The organism is Kitasatospora sp. NPDC001660, from assembly GCF_053596725.1.
Window position 1 is genome coordinate 18,600 of the sequence record NZ_JBSFGU010000013.1, and the last position, 23,358, is coordinate 41,957.

19 protein-coding genes are annotated in these 23,358 nt (G+C 71.7%); 8 read left to right on the forward strand and 11 right to left on the reverse strand.

The window, feature by feature from the left end; translation table 11 throughout:
- Positions 1-10: 10 nt before the first annotated feature.
- Positions 11-787 (reverse strand): hypothetical protein, encoded by a 777-nt coding sequence (locus ACWCXH_RS16415; protein WP_449802117.1) that lies wholly within the window; start codon positions 785-787, stop codon positions 11-13.
- 252 nt (positions 788-1,039) lie between these two features.
- Here ACWCXH_RS16415 and sdhC point away from each other — a divergent pair, with 252 nt between their 5' ends.
- From sdhC to ACWCXH_RS16435, 4 genes are read left to right on the forward strand one after another with little or no spacing between them, the layout of a single operon-like run.
- Positions 1,040-1,420 carry a succinate dehydrogenase, cytochrome b556 subunit gene (sdhC, locus tag ACWCXH_RS16420; RefSeq protein WP_449802118.1) on the forward strand — a complete coding sequence of 127 codons (381 nt, stop codon included), beginning with the start codon at positions 1,040-1,042 and terminating at the stop codon, positions 1,418-1,420.
- An 8-nt stretch (positions 1,421-1,428) separates the two neighbouring features.
- Entirely contained in the window at positions 1,429-1,920 is a 492-nt protein-coding gene (locus ACWCXH_RS16425) for a succinate dehydrogenase hydrophobic membrane anchor subunit (protein WP_449802119.1), read from the forward strand.
- Between the two features lie 51 nt (positions 1,921-1,971).
- Positions 1,972-3,714, forward strand: coding sequence for a succinate dehydrogenase flavoprotein subunit (sdhA, locus tag ACWCXH_RS16430; protein WP_449802120.1), 1,743 nt, complete (start codon positions 1,972-1,974; stop codon positions 3,712-3,714).
- Entirely contained in the window at positions 3,714-4,487 is a 774-nt protein-coding gene (locus tag ACWCXH_RS16435; protein WP_449802121.1) for a succinate dehydrogenase iron-sulfur subunit, read from the forward strand. The genes sdhA and ACWCXH_RS16435 overlap by 1 nt, the downstream gene beginning before the upstream one ends.
- 64 nt (positions 4,488-4,551) lie before the next feature.
- Here ACWCXH_RS16435 and ACWCXH_RS16440 read toward each other — a convergent pair whose 3' ends face one another.
- Positions 4,552-6,165 carry a hypothetical protein gene (locus ACWCXH_RS16440; RefSeq protein WP_449802122.1) on the reverse strand — a complete coding sequence of 538 codons (1,614 nt, stop codon included), beginning with the start codon at positions 6,163-6,165 and terminating at the stop codon, positions 4,552-4,554.
- Positions 6,166-6,250: 85 nt separating this feature from the next.
- A complete protein-coding gene (locus ACWCXH_RS16445; protein WP_449802123.1) occupies positions 6,251-6,508 on the reverse strand; it encodes an SCO4848 family membrane protein in 258 nt (85 codons plus the stop codon).
- 144 nt (positions 6,509-6,652) lie between these two features.
- On the opposite strand from ACWCXH_RS16445, the gene ACWCXH_RS16450 reads away from it, so the two are divergent.
- The gene (locus ACWCXH_RS16450; protein ID WP_449802124.1) at positions 6,653-7,846 is read left to right on the forward strand and encodes a D-alanyl-D-alanine carboxypeptidase family protein; all 1,194 of its coding nucleotides are present in this window, start codon (positions 6,653-6,655) and stop codon (positions 7,844-7,846) included.
- A gap of 39 nt (positions 7,847-7,885) precedes the next feature.
- On the opposite strand, the gene ACWCXH_RS16455 is transcribed toward ACWCXH_RS16450, so the two are convergent.
- Both ACWCXH_RS16455 and ACWCXH_RS16460 read right to left on the reverse strand, forming a co-directional pair.
- On the reverse strand, positions 7,886-8,809 hold the full coding sequence (locus ACWCXH_RS16455) for a YihY/virulence factor BrkB family protein (RefSeq protein ID WP_449802125.1): 924 nt from the start codon (positions 8,807-8,809) through the stop codon (positions 7,886-7,888).
- A gap of 89 nt (positions 8,810-8,898) precedes the next feature.
- Positions 8,899-9,897, reverse strand: coding sequence for a glycosyltransferase family 2 protein (locus tag ACWCXH_RS16460; RefSeq protein ID WP_449802126.1), 999 nt, complete (start codon positions 9,895-9,897; stop codon positions 8,899-8,901).
- A gap of 137 nt (positions 9,898-10,034) precedes the next feature.
- Between ACWCXH_RS16460 and ACWCXH_RS16465 the strand changes: the two genes are divergently transcribed.
- Together ACWCXH_RS16465 and ACWCXH_RS16470 are read left to right on the forward strand one after the other, a co-directional pair.
- A complete protein-coding gene (locus ACWCXH_RS16465) occupies positions 10,035-13,607 on the forward strand; it encodes a bifunctional glycosyltransferase/CDP-glycerol:glycerophosphate glycerophosphotransferase (protein ID WP_449802127.1) in 3,573 nt (1,190 codons plus the stop codon).
- A 282-nt stretch (positions 13,608-13,889) separates the two neighbouring features.
- Positions 13,890-16,400, forward strand: coding sequence for a CDP-glycerol glycerophosphotransferase family protein (locus tag ACWCXH_RS16470; protein ID WP_449802128.1), 2,511 nt, complete (start codon positions 13,890-13,892; stop codon positions 16,398-16,400).
- Positions 16,401-16,457: 57 nt separating this feature from the next.
- On the opposite strand, the gene ACWCXH_RS16475 is transcribed toward ACWCXH_RS16470, so the two are convergent.
- From ACWCXH_RS16475 to ACWCXH_RS16500, 6 genes are all read right to left on the reverse strand, one after another.
- Complete coding sequence (locus tag ACWCXH_RS16475; RefSeq protein ID WP_449802129.1) at positions 16,458-17,012, reverse strand: 2'-5' RNA ligase family protein; 555 nt, start codon at positions 17,010-17,012, stop codon at positions 16,458-16,460.
- Positions 17,009-18,049 (reverse strand): tryptophan--tRNA ligase, encoded by a 1,041-nt coding sequence (trpS, locus tag ACWCXH_RS16480; protein WP_449802130.1) that lies wholly within the window; start codon positions 18,047-18,049, stop codon positions 17,009-17,011. The genes ACWCXH_RS16475 and trpS overlap by 4 nt, the downstream gene beginning before the upstream one ends.
- Before the next feature lie 30 nt (positions 18,050-18,079).
- Positions 18,080-19,405, reverse strand: coding sequence for a hemolysin family protein (locus tag ACWCXH_RS16485; RefSeq protein ID WP_449802131.1), 1,326 nt, complete (start codon positions 19,403-19,405; stop codon positions 18,080-18,082).
- Positions 19,406-19,498: 93 nt separating this feature from the next.
- Positions 19,499-20,491: a malate dehydrogenase gene (locus tag ACWCXH_RS16490; RefSeq protein ID WP_449802132.1), complete on the reverse strand. Its 993-nt coding sequence runs from the start codon at positions 20,489-20,491 to the stop codon at positions 19,499-19,501.
- Positions 20,492-20,694: 203 nt separating this feature from the next.
- Positions 20,695-21,123, reverse strand: coding sequence for a DUF3017 domain-containing protein (locus ACWCXH_RS16495; RefSeq protein WP_449802133.1), 429 nt, complete (start codon positions 21,121-21,123; stop codon positions 20,695-20,697).
- A 20-nt stretch (positions 21,124-21,143) separates the two neighbouring features.
- Positions 21,144-21,998 carry a bifunctional methylenetetrahydrofolate dehydrogenase/methenyltetrahydrofolate cyclohydrolase gene (locus ACWCXH_RS16500; protein ID WP_449802134.1) on the reverse strand — a complete coding sequence of 285 codons (855 nt, stop codon included), beginning with the start codon at positions 21,996-21,998 and terminating at the stop codon, positions 21,144-21,146.
- Positions 21,999-22,520: 522 nt separating this feature from the next.
- Here ACWCXH_RS16500 and ACWCXH_RS16505 point away from each other — a divergent pair.
- Positions 22,521-23,300, forward strand: a complete 780-nt coding sequence (locus ACWCXH_RS16505) for an RDD family protein (protein WP_449802135.1) — start codon at positions 22,521-22,523, stop codon at positions 23,298-23,300.
- Positions 23,301-23,358: the final 58 nt, after the last annotated feature.

Below are 23,358 nucleotides of genomic sequence, written 5' to 3' on the forward strand. Positions count from 1 at the left end.
CCCGCCTCCGTCACTTCTTCGACTGGGCCGCGCGCAGCTTCGCCACCTGCTGCCGGACGATCCGCTCGTCCGGCGCCGCGGCCGGCTCGGTGGCGACGCCGAAGGTGGTGAACACCGCGAGCGCCGGACCGACCCGCGCGAGCACCGCACGCTGCGAGAGCACGGCGGTACCCGATTCATTCGTGAGGGTGAATCCGGTCGCCGCGTCCGCTCCCTCGGGCGTGGTCGTGTCGACCTGGGCGAGCCGGTGCCGGGTGTGCGTCGCCTGCGCCCCCTTCTTCCCCCGCTCCGCAGGTGGCGGCGGTGCCGTCGAGGTGAAGACGGCGCACGGGCCGAACAGCTTCTCCAGCTCCGCCTGCACCTGCACCGCCCGCCCGGAGCGGTAGCCCACCAGGGCGCCGTACGCCGTACTCCTGGGGTCGGCCGCCCGGGCCACGCTCAGATCGGTCTCCGCGTACGGCAGACCCGGGCCCGGCGAGGCCGTGCCGGGGCCCGCGCCGCCGCCGGGGGCCACCGTGTCCAGCAGCGGCTGGCAGGCCCGGACGTCCGACGTCTCCCGCCCGGCGCCCTGCCCGGTGCCGCCGTGACCGGGCGTCATGACGGTCACCGTGTAACCCGCGCCGAGGTCGGCACCGGTCACCGCCGCCGACCGGATCTCGGCCGCGGACAGTTCGCGCCCCGGCGCGGCCCGGTCGGCGGACGGCCCGCCGACCGTGGTACACCCCGTGGCGGGCAGCAGCACGCAGAGGAGGAGGACGGCGGACGGCCGGGCGGGGCGAGGTCGCACGGGTGCCTCGGGAGAGTGGTCGGGGACGGGGTGCGCCACCGTAGCGCAGCAATCCAATCACCCAGAGTGAGCAATCCGGGTTTGGTTCCCGCCCAACTAGGCCAGTCGTGCCTGATTGATCACACCTGGGGCCCCCGGAGGCGGTTCCCGAGAAGGCGTCGATAGGATGCTCGCGGCCGGTGGACCGTACCCGGCCGGGCTGACCGACACCGAAGCCGGCCGAGCCCCCAATCGCTTCCGGAGGGTTTTTCCGTGCCGGCTGGAACGCTGTACCGCGGCCGGGAAGGCATGTGGAGCTGGGTGGCTCATCGAGTCACCGGCGTCCTCATCTTCTTCTTCCTGTTCGCCCACGTCCTGGACACCGCACTGGTGCGAGTGTCGCCGGAGTCCTACGACACCGTCATTCAGACGTACAAGACTCCCCTCGTGAACCTGATGGAGTACGGCCTGGTGGCCGCCATCCTGTTCCACGCCCTGAACGGCCTGCGGGTCGTCGCCGTGGACTTCTGGTCCAAGGGCCCGAAGTACCAGAAGCAGATGCTCTGGAGCGTGGTGGGAATCTGGGTCGTCCTGATGGCCGGCGCCTTCTACCCGATCCTGCAGCACACGCTGGTCGACTGGTTCGGGAAGTGAGCTGACTGATGTCCACGGAAATCTCCGACGCTGTGGTGGTCCCGTCCGCCCAGGCGCACACCGGCAAGGGCCTCGGCACCGGCAACCCGGCCGACGCGTTCGTCATCGAGCCGCCGCGCCAGCGGACCAAGAAGACGCCGCGCCGCACCCGGACCAACTTCGAGATGCTGGCCTGGCTCTTCATGCGCCTGTCCGGCATCGTCCTGGTCGTGCTGATCCTCGGTCACCTGCTGATCATGCTGGTGCTCGACGGCGGCGTCTCCAAGATCGGCTTCGCCTTCGTGGCCGGCCGCTGGGCCTCCCCGTTCTGGCAGGTCTGGGACCTCACGATGCTCTGGCTCGCCATGCTGCACGGCGCCAACGGCATGCGTCAGGTCATCAACGACTACGCCGAGAAGGACTCGACCCGGCTCTGGCTCAAGGGGCTCATGGGCACCGCCACGGTCTTCACCGTGCTGCTCGGCACCCTGGTGATCTTCACCTTCGACCCCAACATCTGAGCCGCGAGCACCATCGACCATCGGCAGAGGCCAGAGGCGAGTTAACCCCCCATGCAGATTCACCAGTACGACACCGTCATCGTCGGCGCCGGTGGCGCCGGCATGCGCGCGGCCATCGAGTCGACGCAGCGCAGCCGCACCGCGGTCCTGACCAAGCTCTACCCGACCCGGTCCCACACCGGCGCGGCCCAGGGCGGCATGTGCGCCGCCCTGGCCAACGTCGAGGAGGACAACTGGGAGTGGCACACCTTCGACACGGTCAAGGGCGGTGACTACCTGGTCGACCAGGACGCCGCCGAGATCATGTGCAAGGAGGCCATCGACGCCGTCCTCGACCTGGAGAAGATGGGTCTGCCCTTCTCCCGCACCGAGCAGGGCCGCATCGACCAGCGCCGCTTCGGCGGCCACTCCCGCAACCACGGCGAGGCCCCGGTCCGCCGCTCGTGCTACGCGGCCGACCGCACCGGCCACATGATCCTCCAGACGCTGTTCCAGAACTGCGTCAAGCACGGCGTCGAGTTCTTCAACGAGTTCTACGTCCTCGACCTGCTGATCAACGAGGGCCAGACGGCCGGCGTCGTCGCCTACGAGCTGGCCACCGGCGAGATCCACGTCTTCCAGGCCAAGTCGGTCGTGTTCGCCTCCGGCGGCACCGGCAAGTTCTTCAAGGTCTCCTCCAACGCCCACACCCTCACCGGTGACGGCCAGGCCCTGGTGTACCGCCGCGGCCTGCCGCTGGAGGACATGGAGTTCTTCCAGTTCCACCCGACGGGCATCTGGCGCATGGGCATCCTGCTCACCGAGGGCGCCCGCGGCGAGGGCGGCATCCTGCGCAACAAGGACGGCGAGCGCTTCATGGAGCGCTACGCCCCCGTCATGAAGGACCTCGCGTCCCGTGACGTCTGCTCCCGCGCGATCTACACCGAGATCCGCGAGGGCCGCGGCTGCGGTCCGGACGGCGACCACGTCTACCTGGACCTCACCCACCTGCCGCCGGAGCAGCTGGACGCCAAGCTGCCGGACATCACCGAGTTCGCGCGCACCTACCTCGGCATCGAGCCCTACACGGACCCGATCCCGATCCAGCCCACCGCGCACTACGCCATGGGCGGCATCCCGACCAACGTCGAGGGTGAGGTCCTGCGCAACAACACCGACATCGTCCCGGGCCTGTACGCGGCCGGCGAGGTCGCGTGCGTGTCCGTGCACGGCGCCAACCGCCTGGGCACCAACTCGCTGCTGGACATCAACGTGTTCGGCCGTCGCGCGGGCATCGCCGCCGCCGACTACGCCAACGCGCACGAGTTCGTCGAGCTGCCCGAGAACCCGGCCGAGAAGGTCCAGGCCCTGGTCGACGGCCTGCGCGAGTCCACCGGCACCGAGTCCGTGGCGCAGATCCGCAAGGAGCTGCAGGAGACCATGGACGCCAACGCCATGGTGTACCGCACCGGCGACACCCTGAAGCAGGCTGTCGAGGACATCGCCGCGCTGAAGGAGCGCTACAAGAACGTCTCCATCCAGGACAAGGGTTTCCGGTACAACACGGACCTGCTGGAGGCCGTCGAGCTGGGCAACCTGCTCGACCTGGCCGAGGTGCTGGCCGTCTCCGCGCTGGCCCGCGAGGAGTCCCGCGGCGGCCACTACCGCGAGGACTTCCCGACCCGTGACGACGTGAAGTTCATGCAGCACACCATGGCGTACCAGGAGGTCGCCGCCGACGGCACGACCTCCATCCGCCTCGACTACAAGCCGGTCGTCACGACCCGCTACCAGCCGATGGAGCGTAAGTACTGATGAGCACTCCGACCATGGAGCAGCACTCGGCCGCTCTGGACGCGGCTGAGAACGGTGCCGTCCAGCTGATCACCGTCACCTTCCGGATCCGCCGGTTCAACCCGGAGGAGCACCCGGACCCGGTGTGGGTCGACTACCAGCTGACGATGGACCCGAAGGAGCGCGTCCTGGACGCGCTCAACAAGATCAAGTGGGAGCAGGACGGCACCCTCACCTACCGCCGTTCCTGCGCGCACGGCATCTGCGGCTCCGACGCCATGCGGATCAACGGCCGCAACCGGCTGGCGTGCAAGACCCTGATCAAGGACGTCAACCCGGAGAAGCCGATCACGATCGAGGCCATCAAGGGCCTGACGGTCCTCAAGGACCTGGTCGTGGACATGGACCCGTTCTTCCAGGCGTACAAGGACGTCATGCCGTTCCTCATCACCAAGGGGAACGAGCCGACCCGCGAGCGCCTGCAGTCCGCCGAGGACCGCGAGCGCTTCGACGACACCACCAAGTGCATCCTGTGCGCCGCGTGCACGTCGTCCTGCCCCGTCTTCTGGAACGACGGCCAGTACTTCGGCCCGGCCGCCATCGTCAACGCGCACCGCTTCATCTTCGACTCGCGCGACGAGGGTGCCGAGCAGCGCCTGGAGATCCTCAACGACCGTGAGGGCGTGTGGCGTTGCCGCACCACCTTCAACTGCTCCGAGGCCTGCCCGCGTGGCATCGAGGTCACCAAGGCGATCCAGGAAGTGAAGCGGGCGCTGGTCACCCGCCGCTTCTGATCCCCGCCTGACAGCCCGAAGGCCCCGTCCGACCACTCGGACGGGGCCTTCGGGCGTCCCAGGGTCAGTGCAGGGCGCCGAGGTCGTTCGGCTCCGCCCAGCCGCTGTACATCACCAGGTGCCGGTCGGCGGTGACGGCCCACAGGTCGGGCTTGCCGTCGCCGTCCGCGTCACCCGAGCTGCCGAGCGTCGGGTAGGCGGCCACGGTGAAGCCGGTGGCGACGACGTCGGCCTTCGGGTCCGCGAGGGCGGAGAAGTCGAAGGTGCCGTCGGCCTTCTTCGGGATCGGGTAGGCGTGCAGCTCGCCGGTGGCCCGGTCGCGCGCCCAGAGGGCGAGGTTGCCGGAGGCGTCCGGTCCGGGGGCGATCAGGTCGTAGCCGTTCCAGGCGCCGGAGGTGGTGAGCTTGGTGACCCTGTCGAAATCGGAGGCGGCCCCGTCGAGCAGCCAGAGGTTCCCGCCCTCCAGTGTCAGCAGCGACGGCGAGGTGCCGCCGCTCACCGGGCCGAGGGCGACGAGTTGGTCGGTCTTGGACCAGTCGGCGGCGAAGCCGTCCGGGCAGGACGGGTTGAAGGGGTCGCCGCACACGCGGTTGCTCGAACCCGTGAAGCCCTTGGTCATGGCTCCGTAGTCGAAGTTCCGGTAGACGGTCAGGTAGGCGTCGCCCGGCTTGTGGATGAACAGGTCGTCCGAGGACGGCGCGTGGACGTTGTCCCAGCCCCGGTGGGCGACCTGGTAGGGCGCCCAGCTCTGCCCGGAAGGAGAGCGGTCGGCCGAGATGACGGCGTTCGGCGTCGTGTCGGCCGCGTTGACGCTGATGTACTGCAGGTTGCCCTGGGCGTCGGGCAGCAGGATGTCGGCGATGCCGTCACCGTCGACGTCGCCGAGGGTCTTCGGCGGGTTCGGGTTCGACGGCGCGTAGAACGAATAGGTCGCCGTGGTGACGTTGCCCGCGCTGTCGATCACCTGGACGTTGAGGTTGTTGGTGCCCCAGTCCAGGACCCGCGCGCTGACGGTCGCCGTGCCGTCGTCCTCCGGTGTGACGGCGTCGGGCGAGTCGCAGCCGCCTACGCCCAGCATGCGGAAGCCGTACCGGAAGCACGCGATGCCGGACGCCTCGCCGCCCGCCGGAGCCGGGTCGGCGCCCTTCAGGACGAAAGTGCCGGACTGGCCCGCGTACTTGGCGGGCTTGCCGCCCGAGCCGGCCGCCGGGAAGTCCGGCGAGGAGACCGTGACGGTCGGGCCCGTGGTGTCGATCGTGAAGTGGCAGTCCGCCGACGGGGCGGAGAGCTGCGTGCCCTGCAGGGCCCAGGCGTGCCAGGCGTAGCTGTGGCCGTCCACCAGGCCTGGGACGTTGAGGCCTGCTGTCGGCTGGCCGTAGGTCTGGGCCTCGCCGGTGAACACCGGGTCCTCCGCGCCCGTGGTCACGTCCCAGACGCCGAACCGGGCCCCGGTGCCGGTGACCTTGGCGTTGAGCGCCGGGCCGTCGATGGACCGTCCGATCCACGTCGGGTCGCCGGCCGGGTCACAGGCGGCGACGTGGTAGCGGTCCCCACCCTGGCCGGTGCCGAGGACGGCCGGCGCGGTGTCGGCCGCGGCCGCCGTCGGTGCGGCGAGCAGGCCCGCGGCCACGGCGAACGCCGCGCCCGCCCCCAGCCGCCGGGCATGCGTGTGCTTCATCAAGTTTCCCCACCCCGGAACGAGTTCGATTCGTGATCGAGCGGTGAGGATCTTGCCACCGGGGACCGACAGGGGCAACGGGGATTCAGTCGGTGGCCGGGGTGCGGCGGGTGGCGCGGAGGCCCCGGAGGCCGATGGTGCCGACGGCGATGCCGAGGAGGAAGGAGGTGACGGCGAGCAGGAGGTGGATCCAGAAGAAGGCGGTGGGCTGGGAGTGGTCGCCGTTGACGAAGGCCTGGCCACCGGAGTCCTTCCACAGGTTCTTGACGAAGGTCGTCCAGATGATGACCGACCAGACGCCGAAGGCGGTCAGGAACCAGGAGGTGCGGCGGCTGAGCTTCATGCGGGGTCCTCGGCGACGGTGTGGAGGCGGTGTGCGGCACCCCCAGTATGCGCGGGCCGCCGATCGGCGTAGGGCAGGCCCCTCCTGCGGAGGACAGGTGCGGCGTGGCGAACGGCAGGGGCGCTGAGTGGGTACGGTCTGCGGGTGACTGCACGCCATCGAAAGCTCGCGCACCGGCTCGTCGCCGCCACCGCCGTCCTTCCTGCGCTGCTCACCGCCCCGGGGGCGGTCGCGGCCCCGTCGGAGCCGGCCCCGCCGACCGTGGTCGGGGGCGGCCGGCTCGGTCAGTCCGGGGTCCAGGTCTCGCCGCTGGCCGGCGCGCCGGCGCTCCCGGGGGATCTGACCGGTCAGTCCTGGATAGTCTCCGACGCCGCCACCGGGGACGTGCTGGCGGCGTACAACTCCCATCTGCGGCTGGCGCCGGCCAGCACCCTGAAGATCCTCTTCGCCGACACCGTGCTGCCCAAGTTCGACCGCAACGCGGTGCACAAGGTCGCGGACGAGGAGATCCAGGGGATCGGGCCCGGCAGCAGCCTGGTGGGGATCAAGGAAAACCTCGAGTACCGCGTCGAGGACCTGTGGCGCGGGGTGTTCCTCAGCTCGGGCAACGACGCCGTGCACGTCCTCGCGCACATGAACGGCGGCATCCAGCAGACCGTCGCCGACATGCAGGCGCGCGCGGACGCCCTCCAGGCGCGGGACACCAAGGTGGTCTCCCCGGACGGCTACGACATGGACGGCCAGGTCTCCTCGGCCTACGACCTGACGCTGTTCGCCCGGGCCGGCCTGCGCAACCCCGACTTCCGGATGTACTGCGCGACCCGGTCCGCCATGTTCCCGGGCGCGGTGGACCGCAACACCGGCCAGCGCGGCAGCTTCGGGATCGCCAACACCGACCGGCTGCTGGGCAAGTACCCCGGCCTGATCGGCGTGAAGAACGGCACCACCACCAACGCCGGCTCGACCTTCGTGGGCGCCGCCGAGCGAGACGGCCGCACGCTGCTGGTGACGGTGATGCACCCCGCGTCGTACCAGAAGGTCTACGACGAGACGGCCGAACTGCTGGACTGGGGCTTCTCGGCGGCCGGCAAGGTCCAGCCGGTGGGCCGGCTGGTGGACGAGCTGCCGGCCGGCACCGCCGAACCGACCGGCCAGGCGGGCGAGGCCTCCGCACTGCCCGAGCCGCCGCCGCACCCGTCGCCGTCCGCCCCGGCGGCATCGGCCGCATCGGGTGACGGGGACGACGGGATCGGCGTCGGCGGCTGGCTCGCGGTCGTCGCGGTCGGGGCCGTGGTGGGCACGTGGGCCCTGGTGGTGCTGCGGCGCCGGACGGACTAGCCCTCGAACGGCTGAGGATCGCCCTGCCCCGGCCCGGCCTCACGCGGGAGGCCGGGCCGCTTCCATCTCGTCCGCCGCCGCCAGCAGCGCCCGCCCGTGCTCGCGGGTCCGCTCGCGGGCGGCGACCGGGTCGGCCAGGGCCGTCCAGGCGACGCAGTACATCAGCAGCCGGCAGAAGAAGTTGATCCAGAGCAGCAGCGCCACCGGCACGCCGAAGGCGCCGTAGATGCTCTTCCCGGCGACCGAGCCGAGGTAGGACGCGAGCAGGATCTTCAGCAGCTCGAATCCGACCGCGCCGATCAGCGCGCCCTGGAGGACGTCGCGCCGGCGCTGGCCGTGGATCCCCGGGAACGGCGCGAGCAGGTAGGCGAACAGCAGGGTGTCGCAGGCGACCGCTATGACGAGGCCGACCCCGGTGAGCAGGTAGCCGTTGTGCAGGCCGATCGCGTCGGCGATCCGCCCGGCCAGCGTCGTCCCGGCGGCGGAGGCGCCCAGCGAGACCAGCGACACCAGGCCGAGGCCGCCGAGCACCACGCAGTCCCTGGCCTTGCACAGGATCGCGTTGCCCTCCTCCTCGGGCAGCTGCCAGACGTCCCGGACCGAGGTGCGCATGGTGCCCACCCAGCCCAGGCCGGAGACCAGCAGCAGCGCCCCGCCGACCAGCCCGACGGCGCCCGCGTTGGCCACCAGGGACGGCAGGTTGAGCGCGTCGGAGATGCCCGGCAGCTGGTCGGCGATGCGTTTCTGCAGGTCGGCGACCCGGCTGTCGCTGAGGGTCGCGACGGCGATCGCCAGGGCCACGGTGAGCAGCGGGAACAGCGCGAGGAAGCCGTAGAAGGTGACCGCGCCGGCCAGCCGGTTGCCACGGGCGGCGGTGAAGTACTCGTACACCCGGTACGGGCGGCTGCGCAGCACCCGGGCGACGAGCGGGCCGACGACCGGAAGGCGGGTCAGGAAGTCCACGCGACCGGTTATACCGGCCTGTCCCCCGGGCCGTCAGGCTCGGCGTGCGCCCCGGCGCCGCCGCGCAGGCGGGAGTCCGGCGACAGCCCCTAACGCTTCACCAGCCGCCGGGCCCGGGCGAGCGCGCGGACGGCCTGGTACGCGCCGTAGCGACCGTGGCTGAGCAGTTCGGTGCGCACCCCGTCCACCCCGGCGGGCGGACGGTAGCCGGCCGGGCGCAGCCGGGCGCAGTGCGCGGCGGCGCGGCGGAAGTACTCGCGGCGGTCGCCGGGCGGGACCCGGCCGGGCTTGGCGACCACGGTGTTGAGGTGGTGCAGCATCTTGCCGTAGACCACCGGGCGCCAGCGGCCGAGGTCGGGGCGGCGGTCGAGGAAGGCGAAGACCAGGTCGTACTGGGCGAAGACGTCGAAGTGCTTGCGGCTGGCGGTGGCCAGGATGTTGCCGCCCTCCTGGCGCTGGCGGTAGTGCACGCCGACCCGGTCGAGCAGGGTGATGCTGGCGGCCGCGAGCAGGGCCGGGTACGTCCAGGGGGTGTCCTCGTAGTAGCCGGCCGGGAAGACCAGCTCCTGCTCGGCGATGAACCCGCGGCGGTAGGCCTTGTTCCAGACGACCTGGAGCAGGTCGAGCAGGTCCGGGCGGGCGGCGAGGTCGAAGACGTCCGGGGAGGCGGCGCCGAAGACGTGGGCGGAGGCGGCGCGGGTGATCCGGCCGTCCACGTAGGTGCGGGCGTAGTCGTAGACCAGGACGTCCGGGTCGCCGGTGGCGGCGAGCCGGTCGTCGACGGCCTCCAGCAGGCCCGGGGTGAGCGTGTCGTCGCTGTCGAGGAAGATCACGTACTCGCCGGTGGCGACCTCCAGGCCGGCGTTGCGGGCGCGGCCGAGGCCGACGTTCTCCGGCAGGTGCAGCACCCGGACGCGGGGGTCCTTGGCGGCGGCCTCGTCGAGCATCGCACCGCAGCGGTCCGGGGAGCGGTCGTCCACCGCGATCAGTTCGATGTCGGGACCGCCCTGGCCGAGGACCGAGTCGAGGCACTCGGCGAGGTAGTCCTGGACCTGGTACACGGGAACGATCACGCTGAAGCGGGGCACGGGCCCAGAGTAGTGGGCCCCGGGGGTCGCCTGGGCCCGGGCGGTAGGATCGCGGTGCACGTACGCACCGATTCAAAGTGCGGCCAGACCCCGAACCGGGCTGCCACGCTGATTCCCGAGAAAGGCCTGCGTAGCCGATGGCTCCCCGCCTCTCCATCGTCGTTCCGATCTACAACGTCGAGCGCTACCTCGTTGAGTGCCTCGACTCGATCGCCGCCCAGACCTTCGCCGACTTCGAGTGCGTGATGGTCGACGACGGTTCCAAGGACGGCAGCGCGGCACTCGCCGAGGCCTACGCCGCCAAGGACTCGCGGTTCCGCCTGGTCCGCCAGGTGAACAAGGGCCTCGGCGCGGCCCGCAACACCGGCATCCGGCACATCAGCCCGGACTCCGAGTTCCTGTGCTTCGTGGACAGCGACGACTCGATGCCGCCGAGCGCGTACGAGCTCATGATCAACACGCTCGACGAGACCGGCTCCGACTTCGCCACCGGCAACGTGCTGCGCTTCCGCGCGGTCGGCTACTACCAGTCCGGCGGCCACGTGAAGCCGTTCAAGGAGACCAGGCTCAAGACCCACATCACCGAGATCCCCGCGCTGGTCACCGACCGCACCGCGTGGAACAAGGTGTACCGCCGCTCCTTCTTCGACGCGGCGGACCTGCTGTACCCCGAGGGCATCCTGTACGAGGACGCCCCGGTCAGCGTGCCGCACCACTACCTCGCCAAGAGCGTGGACGTGCTCGCCGAGCCGATCTACCACTGGCGCGAGCGCGAGGTCGGCGAGATGTCGATCACACAGATGCGCACCAACCCGAAGGGCCTGATCGACCGCGTCACCTCGGTCGAGCTGGTCCGCGGCTGGCTGAAGAAGCAGACCGAGCCGCGCTTCGCCCAGTACCTGCACTCCTACGACGAGAACACCCTCGTCGAGGAGATCCCGATGTTCTTCTGGTCCGTCGTGGACGGCGACAAGGAGTACCGGGACGCCTACGTCAAGCACGTCAGCCGGCTGCTGCGCGCGATCGGCCCCGAGCAGGTCCGCAAGCTGCGCGCGCCGCTGCGGCTCAAGTACCACCTGACCCTCCAGGGCCGGATCGACGAGTTCGTCGAGCAGATCAAGTACGAGGGCGAGAGCAACGGCGGTGTCCAGGCCCGCGGCCTGCTGCGCCCGTACGCCGACTACCCGTTCCTGCGCGGGGGCCGCAAGAGCGTCCCGGCCGGCGTGCTGAAGCTGGACAACTCGCTGGTCATGCGCAGCCGGCTGTACGAGTCGGCCTGGGTCGGCGGCAAGCTGCTGCTCACCGGGCACGCGTACCCGGAGCAGCTGGGCGCGGCCGGCAAGCACGACATGGTCCGCACGCTGGTGCTGCGCGAGACCAAGGGCCGCCGGGTCGTCGCCGTTCCGATGAAGACCCAGTACAGCCCCGAGGCCACCGCGAGCTGCAACCACGACCTGTACAACTGCGACTGGGCCGGCTTCACCGTCGCCCTCGACCCGAAGAAGCTCAGGCACCGCGGCCAGTGGAAGGACGGCCACTGGCGCGTCCTGGTGGCCGGCGCGGGCAAGGGCGGCGTGTACAAGGGCCGGGTCTCGGCCGGCTGGAGCGACACCGCGGAGTACATCCCGGCGCACTGGGTCGAGCCGGACGTGCGGATCGTGCCGTGGGTGCGGGACAACTTCGTCTACCTGAAGGTGGAGACCGTCACGGCCCGGGTGACCGGCCTGGCCGCGCACGCCGGCCGGGTGGAGGTCGCGGGCGCGGCCCGCTCCGGCGCGAGCTTCGCCGGGGCCCGGCTCCAGCTCACCCACGTGGAGTCCGACCGCGAGCTGGCCTTCCCGCTGGAGCTGGGCACGCCGGTCGGCACGCTGCAGCCGTTCACCGCCTCCTTCCCGACGGCCGAGCTGACCGCCCTCCGTGAGGCCTGGGCCGAGCTGGACCCGGTGGCCGCCGAGCGTTCCCGCGACCGCTGGGACACCACCCTGCTGCTCGCCGACGGCAGCACCCTGCCGCTGGTCTGGGACGACCGCAACGCGCCCGAGCAGCTGCACATCGTCCTCAACCCGGAGGCCTCGACCGGGGACCGCCGGGCGCTCTACTCCAAGCCCTCCCCCGGCGGCTACCTGCAGTTCTCCGACCAGCTGCTCCAGCCGATCGTGGACGAGGTCGCCTCGCGCGGCGCCGACGGCTTCCTGCTGAGCGGCTCGTTCCCGCTGCCCGGTGCGCACCGCTGGGAGCTCGTCGTCCGGCACGGCTGGCGCGAGGAGGAACACGTCTACCCGGTGGAGATCGCCGACGGCCACTTCCGCACCGCGATGCCGGCCGTGCCGACCGCTTCCTTCGCCGGGCGCGTGCCGCTCGCCCAGGGCACCTGGAACGTCTTCTTCCGTCCGGTCGGCACCCCGGTCGACGACGCCGTGGTCCAGCACGCGCTGATCTCGCCGGACTGCTTCGGCACGCTGCCGCTGGAGGTGGAGTCCCGCGGGAAGCGGATAGTGCTGGAGCGCCGCCACCACGACGCTCTGTCGCTGGAGTCGCACTCGGCCCTGCTGCCCGAGGAGCGCAGCGGTTACCGCCAGCGCCAGCTGCGGACGGCCGACTACCCGGCCGCCCGCCGGCACCCGGTGCGCGAGACCGTGCTGTACAACGTCGGCCTCGGCGGCCTCTACGCGGACTCGCCGCGGGCGATCCACGAGGAGCTCGTCCGCCGCGGGCTGCCGCTGGAGCACCTGTGGGGCAGCGACGACCTCCAGGCCGACCTGCCGCAGACCGCGCAGACGATCCGGCTGTGGAGCCCGGAGTGGTTCGAGGCGCTGGCGACCGCCAAGTACATCGTCACCAGCACCCACCTGCCCGACTTCTTCGTCCGCCGCCCCGGCCAGGTGGTCGTGCAGACCTGGCTCGGCACGCCGCTGAAGCAGATCGGCCTGGACTTCGAGAAGGTCTGGTTCACCGACTCCAACTACCTGAAGGGCCTCGCCAGGGAGGTCCCGAACTGGAGCCTGCTGGTCGCCGGCAACAGCTGGGCGGCCCCGGTGCTCAAGCGCGCCTTCGACTACAAGGGCGAGATCCTGGAGAGCGGTTCGCCCCGCAACGACCTGCTGTTCGCCCCGGACCGGGAGAAGACCGCCGAGCAGGTCCGCGAGCGCCTCGGCCTGCCCGAGGGCAAGAAGGTCGTGCTCTACGCGCCGACCTGGCGCGAGGACCGGCGCCGGCCCAACGGCGGCTACCAGATCGACCTGCGGCTCGACCTGGAGGCGGCCAAGGCCGCGCTCGGCGAGGACCAGGTGCTGCTGGTGCGCCGGCACAGCATGATGTGCGGCCAGATCCCGGGCGCCGGCAACGGCTACATCTGGGACGTCGGCAGCTACCCCGACATGGCGGAGCTGCTGCTCATCGCCGACGTGCTGGTCACCGACTACTCGGCCTCGGTCTTCGACTTCGCCTCGACCGGCAAGCCGATGCTGTTCTTCACCCACGACCTCGAGCACTACCGGGACAACCTGCGCGGTTTCAGCCTGGACTTCGAGTCGGAGGTGCCCGGCCCGCTGCTGGCCACCTCCGCCGAACTGGTCGACGCGCTCGGCCGGGTGGACGAGATCGCCGCCGAGTACGCCGACAAGGCCGCCGCTTTCCGCGAGGCCTACTGCGACCTGGACGACGGCAAGGCCTCCGCCCGCGTCGTCGACGCCATGCTCCGAAAGGAGTAATTTTCCTCGAACGCTCCGAGGCGCCCGACGTGATTCCACGTCGGGCGCCTCGGCTTTTTTGACAGTTACCTGGGAGCACCCTGGCCTTTACGACCGCATTGCACTCGAACTGGCGTTTCGTCGGCAAATTTCTCAGGAAATTCTACGAACCGTACAGTTGACCCCGGGTGTCGTCCCGGTATGGGATGTCAATTCGGCTGTCAGCGCTCCGGCTCCCGCCGGTCGGCAGCTTCCCGGCCCAGCGCCACAGCCGGGCTTCCGTCCCCGAAGGGCTCCACCCGAATGCCAGTCCTCACACGGCTCGTCCTGCCGCACGCCGACCCCCGTGTGACCACCGCACTGCCCACCGGGTCCGAGGACGCCGTCTTCGGTCTGCTGCGCGCCCGCTGGACCGGCCGCGGCCTCGAACTCACCGGCTTCGCCCGCCCGCACGGCCAGGACACCGGCCGGGCCGGCTCCGCCTGGACCTGGCTCACCCTGCGCCACCCCGACCGCGCGCAGCCGCCCGTCCACGTGCGCACCAGGCCCCGGCGCCTGCCCGAGGTCACCGACGAGAGCGCCCAGCCCGAGCACAACCACGACTGGTCCGGCTTCACCGCCGTGATCGAGCCCGGCCGGCTGCGCCGCGGCGGCGCGTGGCTGCTCGGCGACTGGCAGATCGAGACCACCCTCTTCACCCGCCCCCGCCCCACCCGGGTGCGCCGCCAGTACGGCACGCTCGCCCCGCACTGGTGCGGCTCGGGCGAGTACCCGCCGGCCCGCTGGGTCGGCCGCGACGTCCGCCTCCAGCCGCACTTCGCAGACGGCCGGCTGAGCCTGCTGCTCGAACGCCCCGGCGTCCGGCTCACCCAGGCCTCCCCCGGCGACGGGGGCGTCGACCTGCGCGGCACCGCCGACCACTGCCCGTCCGGCACCGTGCTGCGGCTGCGCCACCGGCAGAGCGACGCCGTCGTCGAGCAGCCCGTCGCCCGTACCGGCAACACCTTCGCCGTCCACCTGCCCTACCGGCCGTTCACCGCCGACGGACGCGGCGCCGGCGACCTGGAGCACTGGGACGCCGAACTGCGGCGCCCCGACGGCCGCACCGAGCAGCTCGTCATGGACGAGCGCGGCGGCCCGGTGGCCGCCCAGCACCGGCTGCCCGGCACCGCGGACCGGGCGCTCTACCTCAAGCACCTCGCCGACGGGCGGCTCCAGGTCTGCGTCCAGCCCGCGGCCGGCCTGGTCGACCGGATCACCGTCCGGGCCGGCGGCTTCGAGCTGGCCGGGCACTGCCCCGGCCCGGCCGCCGGCCGGCTGGAGCTGGTGCTGCGGCACACCGGTACGGCCGGCGAGGTCCGCCGCCCGGTCGAGGCCTGCTCCGACGGCCGGTTCCGGGTGCGGGTGCCCGCCACCCGCACCGGCTCGGACGGCGTCGCGCTGCCGCTGCGCAAGGGCATCTGGGAGGCCGCGCTGGAACCGGCCGACCGCCGCGGCCCGACCCGCCCGCTGCTCGCCGCGCCCGCCGCGCTGGCCGGCCTGCCGGCCGCCACCCAGGCCGGCGGCAAGCCCGTCCTGCTCCAGCGCCGCTGGCACGACACCCTGCTGGTGGACTCGACGCCGGTGCTCAGCGCCACCGAGCGCAGCGCCTGGACGCAGTCCCGCCTGCGGACCTCCGGCTACCCCGCCGCCCGCCGCGAGCCGCTGCGCGAGGCCGTGCTGTACGACGTGTTCGGCGGCCGCGGCTACGCCGACTCCCCGCGCGCGGTGCACGCCGAACTCGTCCGCCGCGGGCTGCCGTTGGAGCACCTGTGGGTGGTCGACGACGCCCAGGCGGACCTGCCGCCCGGGGTCACCGCGGTGCGGATCTGGAGCCCCGAGTGGTACCGGGCACTGGCCACCTGCCGGTACCTCGTCGGCAACACCCACTTCCCGGACTTCCTGGAGCGCCGCCGCGGCCAGGTGGTCGTGCAGACCTGGCACGGCTCGCTGCTGAAGCGGATCGCCCACGACGTCGAGAACCCCTGGCTGGCCGACCACGGCTACCTGGACGCGCTCGACCGCGAGACCCCGCAGTGGAGCCTGCTCGTCTCCCCCAGCCCGTTCGCCACCCCGATCCTGCGCCGGGCGTTCCGGTACGGCGGCGAGATCCTGGAGGCCGGCTACCCGCGCAACGACGTGCTGGCCCGGCCGAGCGAGCGCACCGCCGCGGCCGTCCGCCGCCGCCTCGGCATCCCCGACGGCAAGCGGATCGTGCTGTACGCGCCGACCTGGCGCGAGGACCAGCAGCGCGGCGACGGCGACGGCTTCCGCCTCGACCTGCGGCTCGACCTCGACCAGGCGCGCCGCGCCCTCGGCCCGGACCACGTGCTGCTGATCCGCCCGCACGCGCACGTCCGCGAGCCGCTGCCGGGCGCCGGAGACGGCTTCCTGTACGACTGCGCGGACTACCCGGACGTCCAGGAGCTGCTGCTGGTCGCGGACGTGCTGGTGACGGACTACTCGTCGATCATGTTCGACTTCGCGATCACCGGCCGCCCGGTGCTCTTCTTCACCTACGACCTGGAGCACTACCGCGACACCCTGCGCGGCTTCTACTTCGACTTCGACACCGAGGCCCCCGGCCCGCTCGTCCCGAGCTCGGCCGAGCTGATCGGCGCGCTGCGCGAACTCGCCGCCGGCGGCACCGGGTCGACCGCGAAGTACGCGGAGCGCTACCGCCGCTTCCGGGCCACCCACTGCGGGCTGGACGACGGCGGCGCGGCCCGCCGGGTGGTCGACCGGATGCTCGAACTCACCCGCACGGCAAGCTGATCCGCGAGAACCGGGTCACGACAACCGAGTCACGGCAAGCGGGTCACGAGAACTGATTCACGAGAACGTGTAGCTCCGCCAGGGCCGCCAGACCTCGTCCGCGTCGAACCGGGAGAGGCCGAAGCCCGGCACCGGGAACGCCGCCCGGAAGCCGCGCGCCTGCTCGTACGCCTGGTCCAGCACGTCGTCCGGCAGGCCGTGCGCCACCGTCACGTGCGGGTGGTACGGGAACGCCAGCTCGCGGGCCAGCGGGCCGGAGCGGATGTCCGCCTCCAGCAGCCGGCACTCCTGCGCGCCCTCCTCGACCCGGACGAACACCACCGGGGAGACCGGGCGGAAGGTGCCGCCGCCACGCAGCAGCATCCCGAACGGCCGGTGCGCCGCCGCCACCGCCGCCAGGTGCTCCTCGATCTTCGGCAGCTCCTCGGCCGGCACCTCGGTCGGCGGCAGCAGCGTGACGTGCGTCGGTATCGACCGGGCGAGCGGATCGCCGTGCCCGGCCCGGGCGTCCTGGATCTGCGCGCCGTACGGGTCCGGGACGCTCACGGACACGCCGATGGTGACGACCTCCGGGAGGTCGCCACCACCGGGCAGGCGTGTGAGGGCAGTCACCGCTTGGCGGCCGGGAGGAAGCCGATCCGGTCGTACACCGTCTCCAGCGTCCGCGACGCCACCTCGCGGGCCTTCTCCGCACCGAGCGCCAGCACCCGGTCCAGCTCGGCCGGGTCGTCCAGGTAGGTGCGGGTGCGCTCCTGGAAGGGGGTGACCCACTCGGTGAACAGCTCGGCCAGCTCGGTCTTCAGGGCGCCGTACATCTTGCCCTCGAAGTGGGCGACCAGCTGCTCGACCGACCGGCCGCTGAGCGCGGAGTGGATCCGCAGCAGGTTGGAGACACCGGGCTTCCCGTCCTCGTCGTAGGAGACGACGGTGCCGGTGTCGGTGACGGCGCTCTTGAACTTCTTGGCGCTGACCTTCGGGTCGTCCAGCAGGCTGACCAGGCCCTTGGGCGAGGAGGCCGACTTGCTCATCTTGACGCCGGGATCCTGGAGGTCCTGGATCTTCGCCGTCTCCTTGAGGATGTACGCCTTCGGCACCGTGAAGGTCGGGGTGTAGCGGGAGTTGAAGCGCTCCGCGATGTCCCGGGTGATCTCCACGTGCTGGCGCTGGTCCTCGCCGACCGGGACGGCGTCCGCCTGGTAGAGCAGGATGTCCGCGATCTGGAGGATCGGGTAGGTGAACAGGCCGACCGTGGTGCTGTCGGCGCCGTACCGGGCGGACTTGTCCTTGAACTGGGTCATCCGGGAGGCCTCGCCGAAGCCGGTGAGGCAGTTCATCACCCAGGCCAGCTGCGCGTGTTCGGGCACGTGCGACTGGATGAAGAGCGTGCAGTGTTCCGGGTCCAGACCGGCGCCGAGCAGCTGGGCGGCGGAGATCCGGGTGTTCTCGCGCAGGGTCGCGGGGTCCTGCGGCACCGTGATCGCGTGCAGGTCGACCACCATGTAGAAGGCGTCGTTGTCCTTCTGCAGGTCGACCCACTGGCGCACCGCGCCCAGGTAGTTGCCGAGGTGGAACGAGCCGGAGGTGGGCTGGATCCCGGAGAGCACCCGGGGACGGTCCTTGACCGGACCAGTGACCGCTGCGTTGACCATGCGGGCCATTGTTCCAGTTCCACCGGTCGGTCAGGAAACCTCTGCCCCTGGAGGTTCCGCCAGTGTGACGGCACTCACCCTGACCCGGGCGATCCGCCGGCCCTCCAGCTTGGCCACCGTCAGCAGCACCCCGGCGTCGCCGTCGACCGGCACGCGCACCTGGTCGCCCTCCCTGGGCAGCCGGCCGAGCGAGGCGACCAGGCAGCCGGCCACCGTCTCGTACGGGCCCTCGGGCAGCGTGACACCGGTCTCCTCGGTGAAGTCGCCGAGGTTGAGCAGGCCGTCCAGCTCCATGCCGCCACCGGCCAGCCGGCGGGTGGCGGCGGTCTCCGGGCGGTCGTACTCGTCCCGGATCTCCCCGATGACCTCCTCGACGAGGTCCTCCAGGGTGACGATGCCCGCGGTGCCGCCGTACTCGTCTACCACGATCGCCAGGTGGTGGCCCTCGCGCCGCATCTCGCCCATCGCCTCCAGCACCAGCTTGGTGCCGGGCAGCAGCTTGACCGGGCGGGCCAGGTCGCGGACCTTGGCGGCCTGCTCGCCGCGCGCGCCGTACAGGTCGCGGACGTGGACGAAGCCGACCACCGCGTCCGCGCTGCCCTCGACCACCGGGTAGCGCGAGTGCGGCGAGGTCTCGGCCTGGTGGCGGACGGCGGCCAGCGGGCGCTCGGCGTCCAGGAAGGTCACCTCGGTGCGCGGGACCATCACCTCGCGCAGCTGCCGTTCCCCGGCGGAGAACACGTCCGCGATCAACGCCCGTTCGTCGCTGCCGAGTTCGGTGTTGGCGGCGACCAGACCGCGGAGTTCCTCGGAGCTCATCGAGCCGCGGCCGGCGGCCGGGTCGCCGCCCAGCAGCCGGACCATCAGGTTGGTCGAGTGCCCGAGCAGCCAGATCACCGGCCGCAGCACCGAGGACATGACGTCCACGACGGGCGCGGCGGTCACGGCGATCGACTCCGCGCGCTGGAGGCCGATCCGCTTGGGCGTGAGCTCGCCGAGCACCAGCGAGACGTAGCTGATCACCAGGGTGAGGCCGACCAGGGCGACGGCGTCGGCGACGCCCTCGGCGAGCCCGGCCCGCACGAACAGCGGGGCGACCTTGCCCGCCAGGGTGTCCGCGCCGAAGGCGGCCGACAGGAAGCCCATGCAGGTCACGCCGACCTGCACGGCGGCGAGGAAGCGGTTGGGGTCGGCGGCCAGGTGCGCGGCCCGGGCGGACCGCCGGGTGCCCTGCGCCTCCAGCGTCCGGATCTGGCCCTCGCGCAGCGAGATCAGCGAGATCTCGGCGACGTTGAACAGGCCGCCCAGCAGGATGAAGACGAGGACGAGCGCCGCGTCCCCGATGGTTTCGTTCACAGCGCGCCAGTGTAAGGCGACGGCCCGCCGCTTCCCGGGGAGGGAGGCGGCGGGCCGTCGGAGGAAATCAGACCGGCCGAGGAACTCGGGCCGTCAGATCAGGCCGAGCTCCTGGACCGCGTCGCGCTCCTCGGTCAGCTCCTTGACCGAGGCGTCGATGCGGGCACGCGAGAAGTCGGAGATCTCCAGGCCCTGGACGATCTCGAACTTGCCGTCCTTGGTGGTGACCGGGAAGGAGGAGATCAGGCCGGCCGGGACGCCGTAGGAGCCGTCGGAGACGACACCCATCGAGGTCCAGTCGCCCTCGGCGGTGCCGTTGACCCAGGTGTACACGTGGTCGATGGCGGCGTTGGCGGCCGAGGCGGCCGAGGAGGCGCCGCGGGCGTCGATGATGGCGGCGCCGCGCTTGGCGACGGTCGGGATGAAGTCGTTCTCCAGCCAGGCCTGGTCGCTGCCGACGGCCTCGAAGGCCGGCTTGCCGGCGACCTCGGCCTGGAAGATGTCCGGGTACTGGGTCGCGGAGTGGTTGCCCCAGATGGTGACGCGCTTGATGTCCGAGACCAGGGCGCCGGTCTTGGCGGACAGCTGGCCGACCGCGCGGTTGTGGTCCAGGCGGGTCATCGCGGTGAAGCGCTCGGCCGGGACGTCCGGGGCGTTGCGCTGGGCGATCAGGGCGTTGGTGTTGGCCGGGTTGCCGACGACCAGGACCTTGATGTCGTCCGCGGCGTGGTCGTTGATGGCCTTGCCCTGCGGGCCGAAGATGCCGCCGTTGGCCTGCAGCAGGTCGCCGCGCTCCATGCCCGCGGTGCGCGGACGGGCGCCGACCAGCAGGGCGACGTTGGCGCCGTCGAAGGCCTCGTTCGGGTTGTCGGTGATCGTGATGTCGCGCAGCAGCGGGAAGGCGCAGTCGACGAGCTCCATGGCGGTGCCCTCGGCGGCCTTCAGGCCCTGCGGGATCTCCAGGAGGCGCAGGTTCACCGGCACGTCGGCACCGAGCAGGTGGCCCGAGGCGATGCGGAAGAGCAGCGCGTAGCCGATCTGGCCGGCCGCTCCGGTGATGGTGACGTTGACGGGGGTGCGGGTCATTTCTACCTTCTCCAGCAAAATCGCCAGGTGCCCCAGGCACACCGGCACTGGAGCCGAGGATGGTCTCTCGACATCGAGAGACCGGCGTCAGGTTATCGCAAAGGGAAGCGTACGCCGCGTGTGCGGGCATGGCTGATGCGTCACAGCCGACGGCCCCCGCCCGGGGGCCGGGACGGGGGCCGTGGTGCGGGCGGTGCCGCGGATCAGTGCTTGGGACGTCCGATCAACTGCCCGATGTTGTCGAGCAGCGGGAACTCCAGCCACGGGTTCGGCTGCGCCACCAGGGTCAGCAGGATGATCGCCGAGCCCAGGAAGCCCAGCACGATCACGTCGGTGAAGCGGCTGCGCACCGCGAGCATCCCGACCTCGGGCAGCACCAGCCGCAGGGCGGCGCCGAGCAGCACGCCGGCGCCGAGGATCAGCAGCCCGTACTTGAAGCCGTCCTTGAAGTCGGCGAACCAGGTGACCGCGAGTCCGGCGCCGACCACCAGCAGGACCAGCGTTATCGGCCACTGCCGGACCGGCAGGGCGTGCTCGCGCCCGAGGGCCGCGGCCGAGCCCTCGGGCGGGATGGTGCCGGTGGTCTTGACCGGCCGGCGCCGGGACCGTGCCGCGGGTCGTGGGTCACTCATGTCCGCCGTCTCCCGAGGAGTCAGATGCCGGCGCGGCGCTCGGCCGCCTCGACGATGTTGTTGAGCAGCATCGCGCGGGTCATCGGGCCCACGCCGCCCGGGTTCGGGGAGATCCAGCCGGCCACCTCGGTCACGCCCGGGTGAACGTCGCCGACGATCTTGCCCTCGCTGCGGCTGACGCCCACGTCCAGGACGGCCGCGCCCGGCTTGATGTCCTCCGGCTTGATCAGGTGCGGCACGCCGGCGGCGGCCACGACGATGTCGGCCTTGCGCAGGTGGTACGCCAGGTCCCGGGTGCCGGTGTGGCACAGGGTCACGGTGGCGTTCTCGGAGCGGCGGGTCAGCAGCAGGCCGATCGAGCGGCCGACGGTGATGCCGCGGCCGACCACGACCACCTCGGCGCCGTTGATCTCGACGCCGTGGCGGCGCAGCAGCTCGACGATGCCCAGCGGGGTGCAGGGCAGCGGGCCCTCGATGCCGAGGGCGAGGCGGCCGAGCGAGGTCGGGTGCAGGCCGTCCGCGTCCTTGTCCGGGTCCATGAGCTCCAGGACCGGGTTCTGGTCCAGGCCCCTGGGCAGCGGCAGCTGGACGATGTAGCCGGTGCAGGCGGGGTCGGCGTTGAGCTCGCGGACGACGTTCTCGACGTCCTCCTGGGTCGCGGTGGCGGGCAGCTCGCGCTGGATCGAGGCGATGCCGACCTCGGCGCAGTCCTTGTGCTTCCCGTTGACGTACCAGCGGCTGCCCGGGTCGTCGCCGACCAGGACGGTGCCGAGGCCGGGCGTGACGCCCTTCGCCTTGAGGGCCGCCACGCGGACGGCGAGTTCGGACTTGATCGCGGCGGCGGTGGCCTTGCCATCGAGAATCTGGGCAGTCATGACCCCATTCTCCCGGATCGCGGCAAGCTGCCGCACCAGGGCGCCCGACCCGCTCCGCGGCGGGTCCGCCGGGGGCCCCGGAGGAACGGGACGGGCACGGAAGGTCCGTACCGCATTGCGGTTGCGCCACAGTACGGTCCCTCGTGCCCGAGCGGCTGGACACGACGATGCCGTCCGGTCGACGATATGCGGGCATCCCCTGCCGCGACCGGCCCGGTGACGGGCCGACGGACACCACGGCGGGGCGTACCCGGGGGAAGAGCGTTGAACCGACCACATGTGACCGTGCCGCCCGACCGCGTTCGCGGCGGCGCGGTTCCCGCTGCGGGGCCGTCGATGATTCCGCTCGCTCCGCACCCGGCCCGCTCCTGAGCCACCGACGCCGGGCGCCCGGTCGTGCGGCCCGAAGGGCCGAACCCTCAGCGGGCCCGGCGTCCCGTCCGTCCCGCAAACCCGACCGTCGGCCGGATCCGGTCCTCCGCCGTCCCGTCCCCACGTCCAAGTATCTGCCCGGAGGCACAAATGAGTTACCCGCCCGACCCGAACAACCCGTACAACCAGCCGCCGCAGCAGGGCTACGGCTACCCGCAGCAGGGCCCGCCGCCCGCCGGGTACGGCTACCCGCAGCAGGCCCCGCCGCCCGCGGGGTACGGCTACCCGCAGCAGCCGCCGGCGTACGGCGTCCCGCAGCAGCAGGCGTACCCGGGCTACGCGCCGCAGCCCGGCACCCTCCAGGCCAACAACGGCTACATCAACATCGCCGCCCTGGGCACGGTGAAGCTGGCCACCATGGGCCAGCGGTTCGTGGCCCGCCTGATCGACGGCCTGGCGGTCACCGCGGTCATCGGGGTGGTCATGGCGCTCGGCATGGCCAGCGTGCTGGGCATCAGCCAGAAGACCAAGGACTGCTCGCAGTACGCCTACGGCGGCATCCACGCCGACAGTGCGCAGTACGCGTCCTGCCTCAACGAGCAGACCCAGGCCGCCACCAGCTTCCTGACCACCATGATGATCATGATGGGCGTGCTGGCGGTGTTCAACCTGCTCTACGAGTGGCTGATGGTGGCCTTCGCCGGCGCCACGCTCGGCAAGCTGGCCATGGGCCTGCGCGTGGTCAAGGAGAGCACCGGTCAGGTCCCGGGCCTCGGCGGCGGCTTCATCCGCTTCATCATCCCGATCGTCGGCGTGTTCCTCTGCTACATCGGCGCCGCGCTGGTCTACCTGTCCCCGTTCTTCGACAACTCCGGGAAGCTGCAGGGCTGGCACGACCGGGCCGCCGGCACCCTGGTGATCAAGAAGTAACGCGCACCGGACGACAGAGCGGCCCGGTCCCCTCGGTGGAGGGGACCGGGCCGCTCTG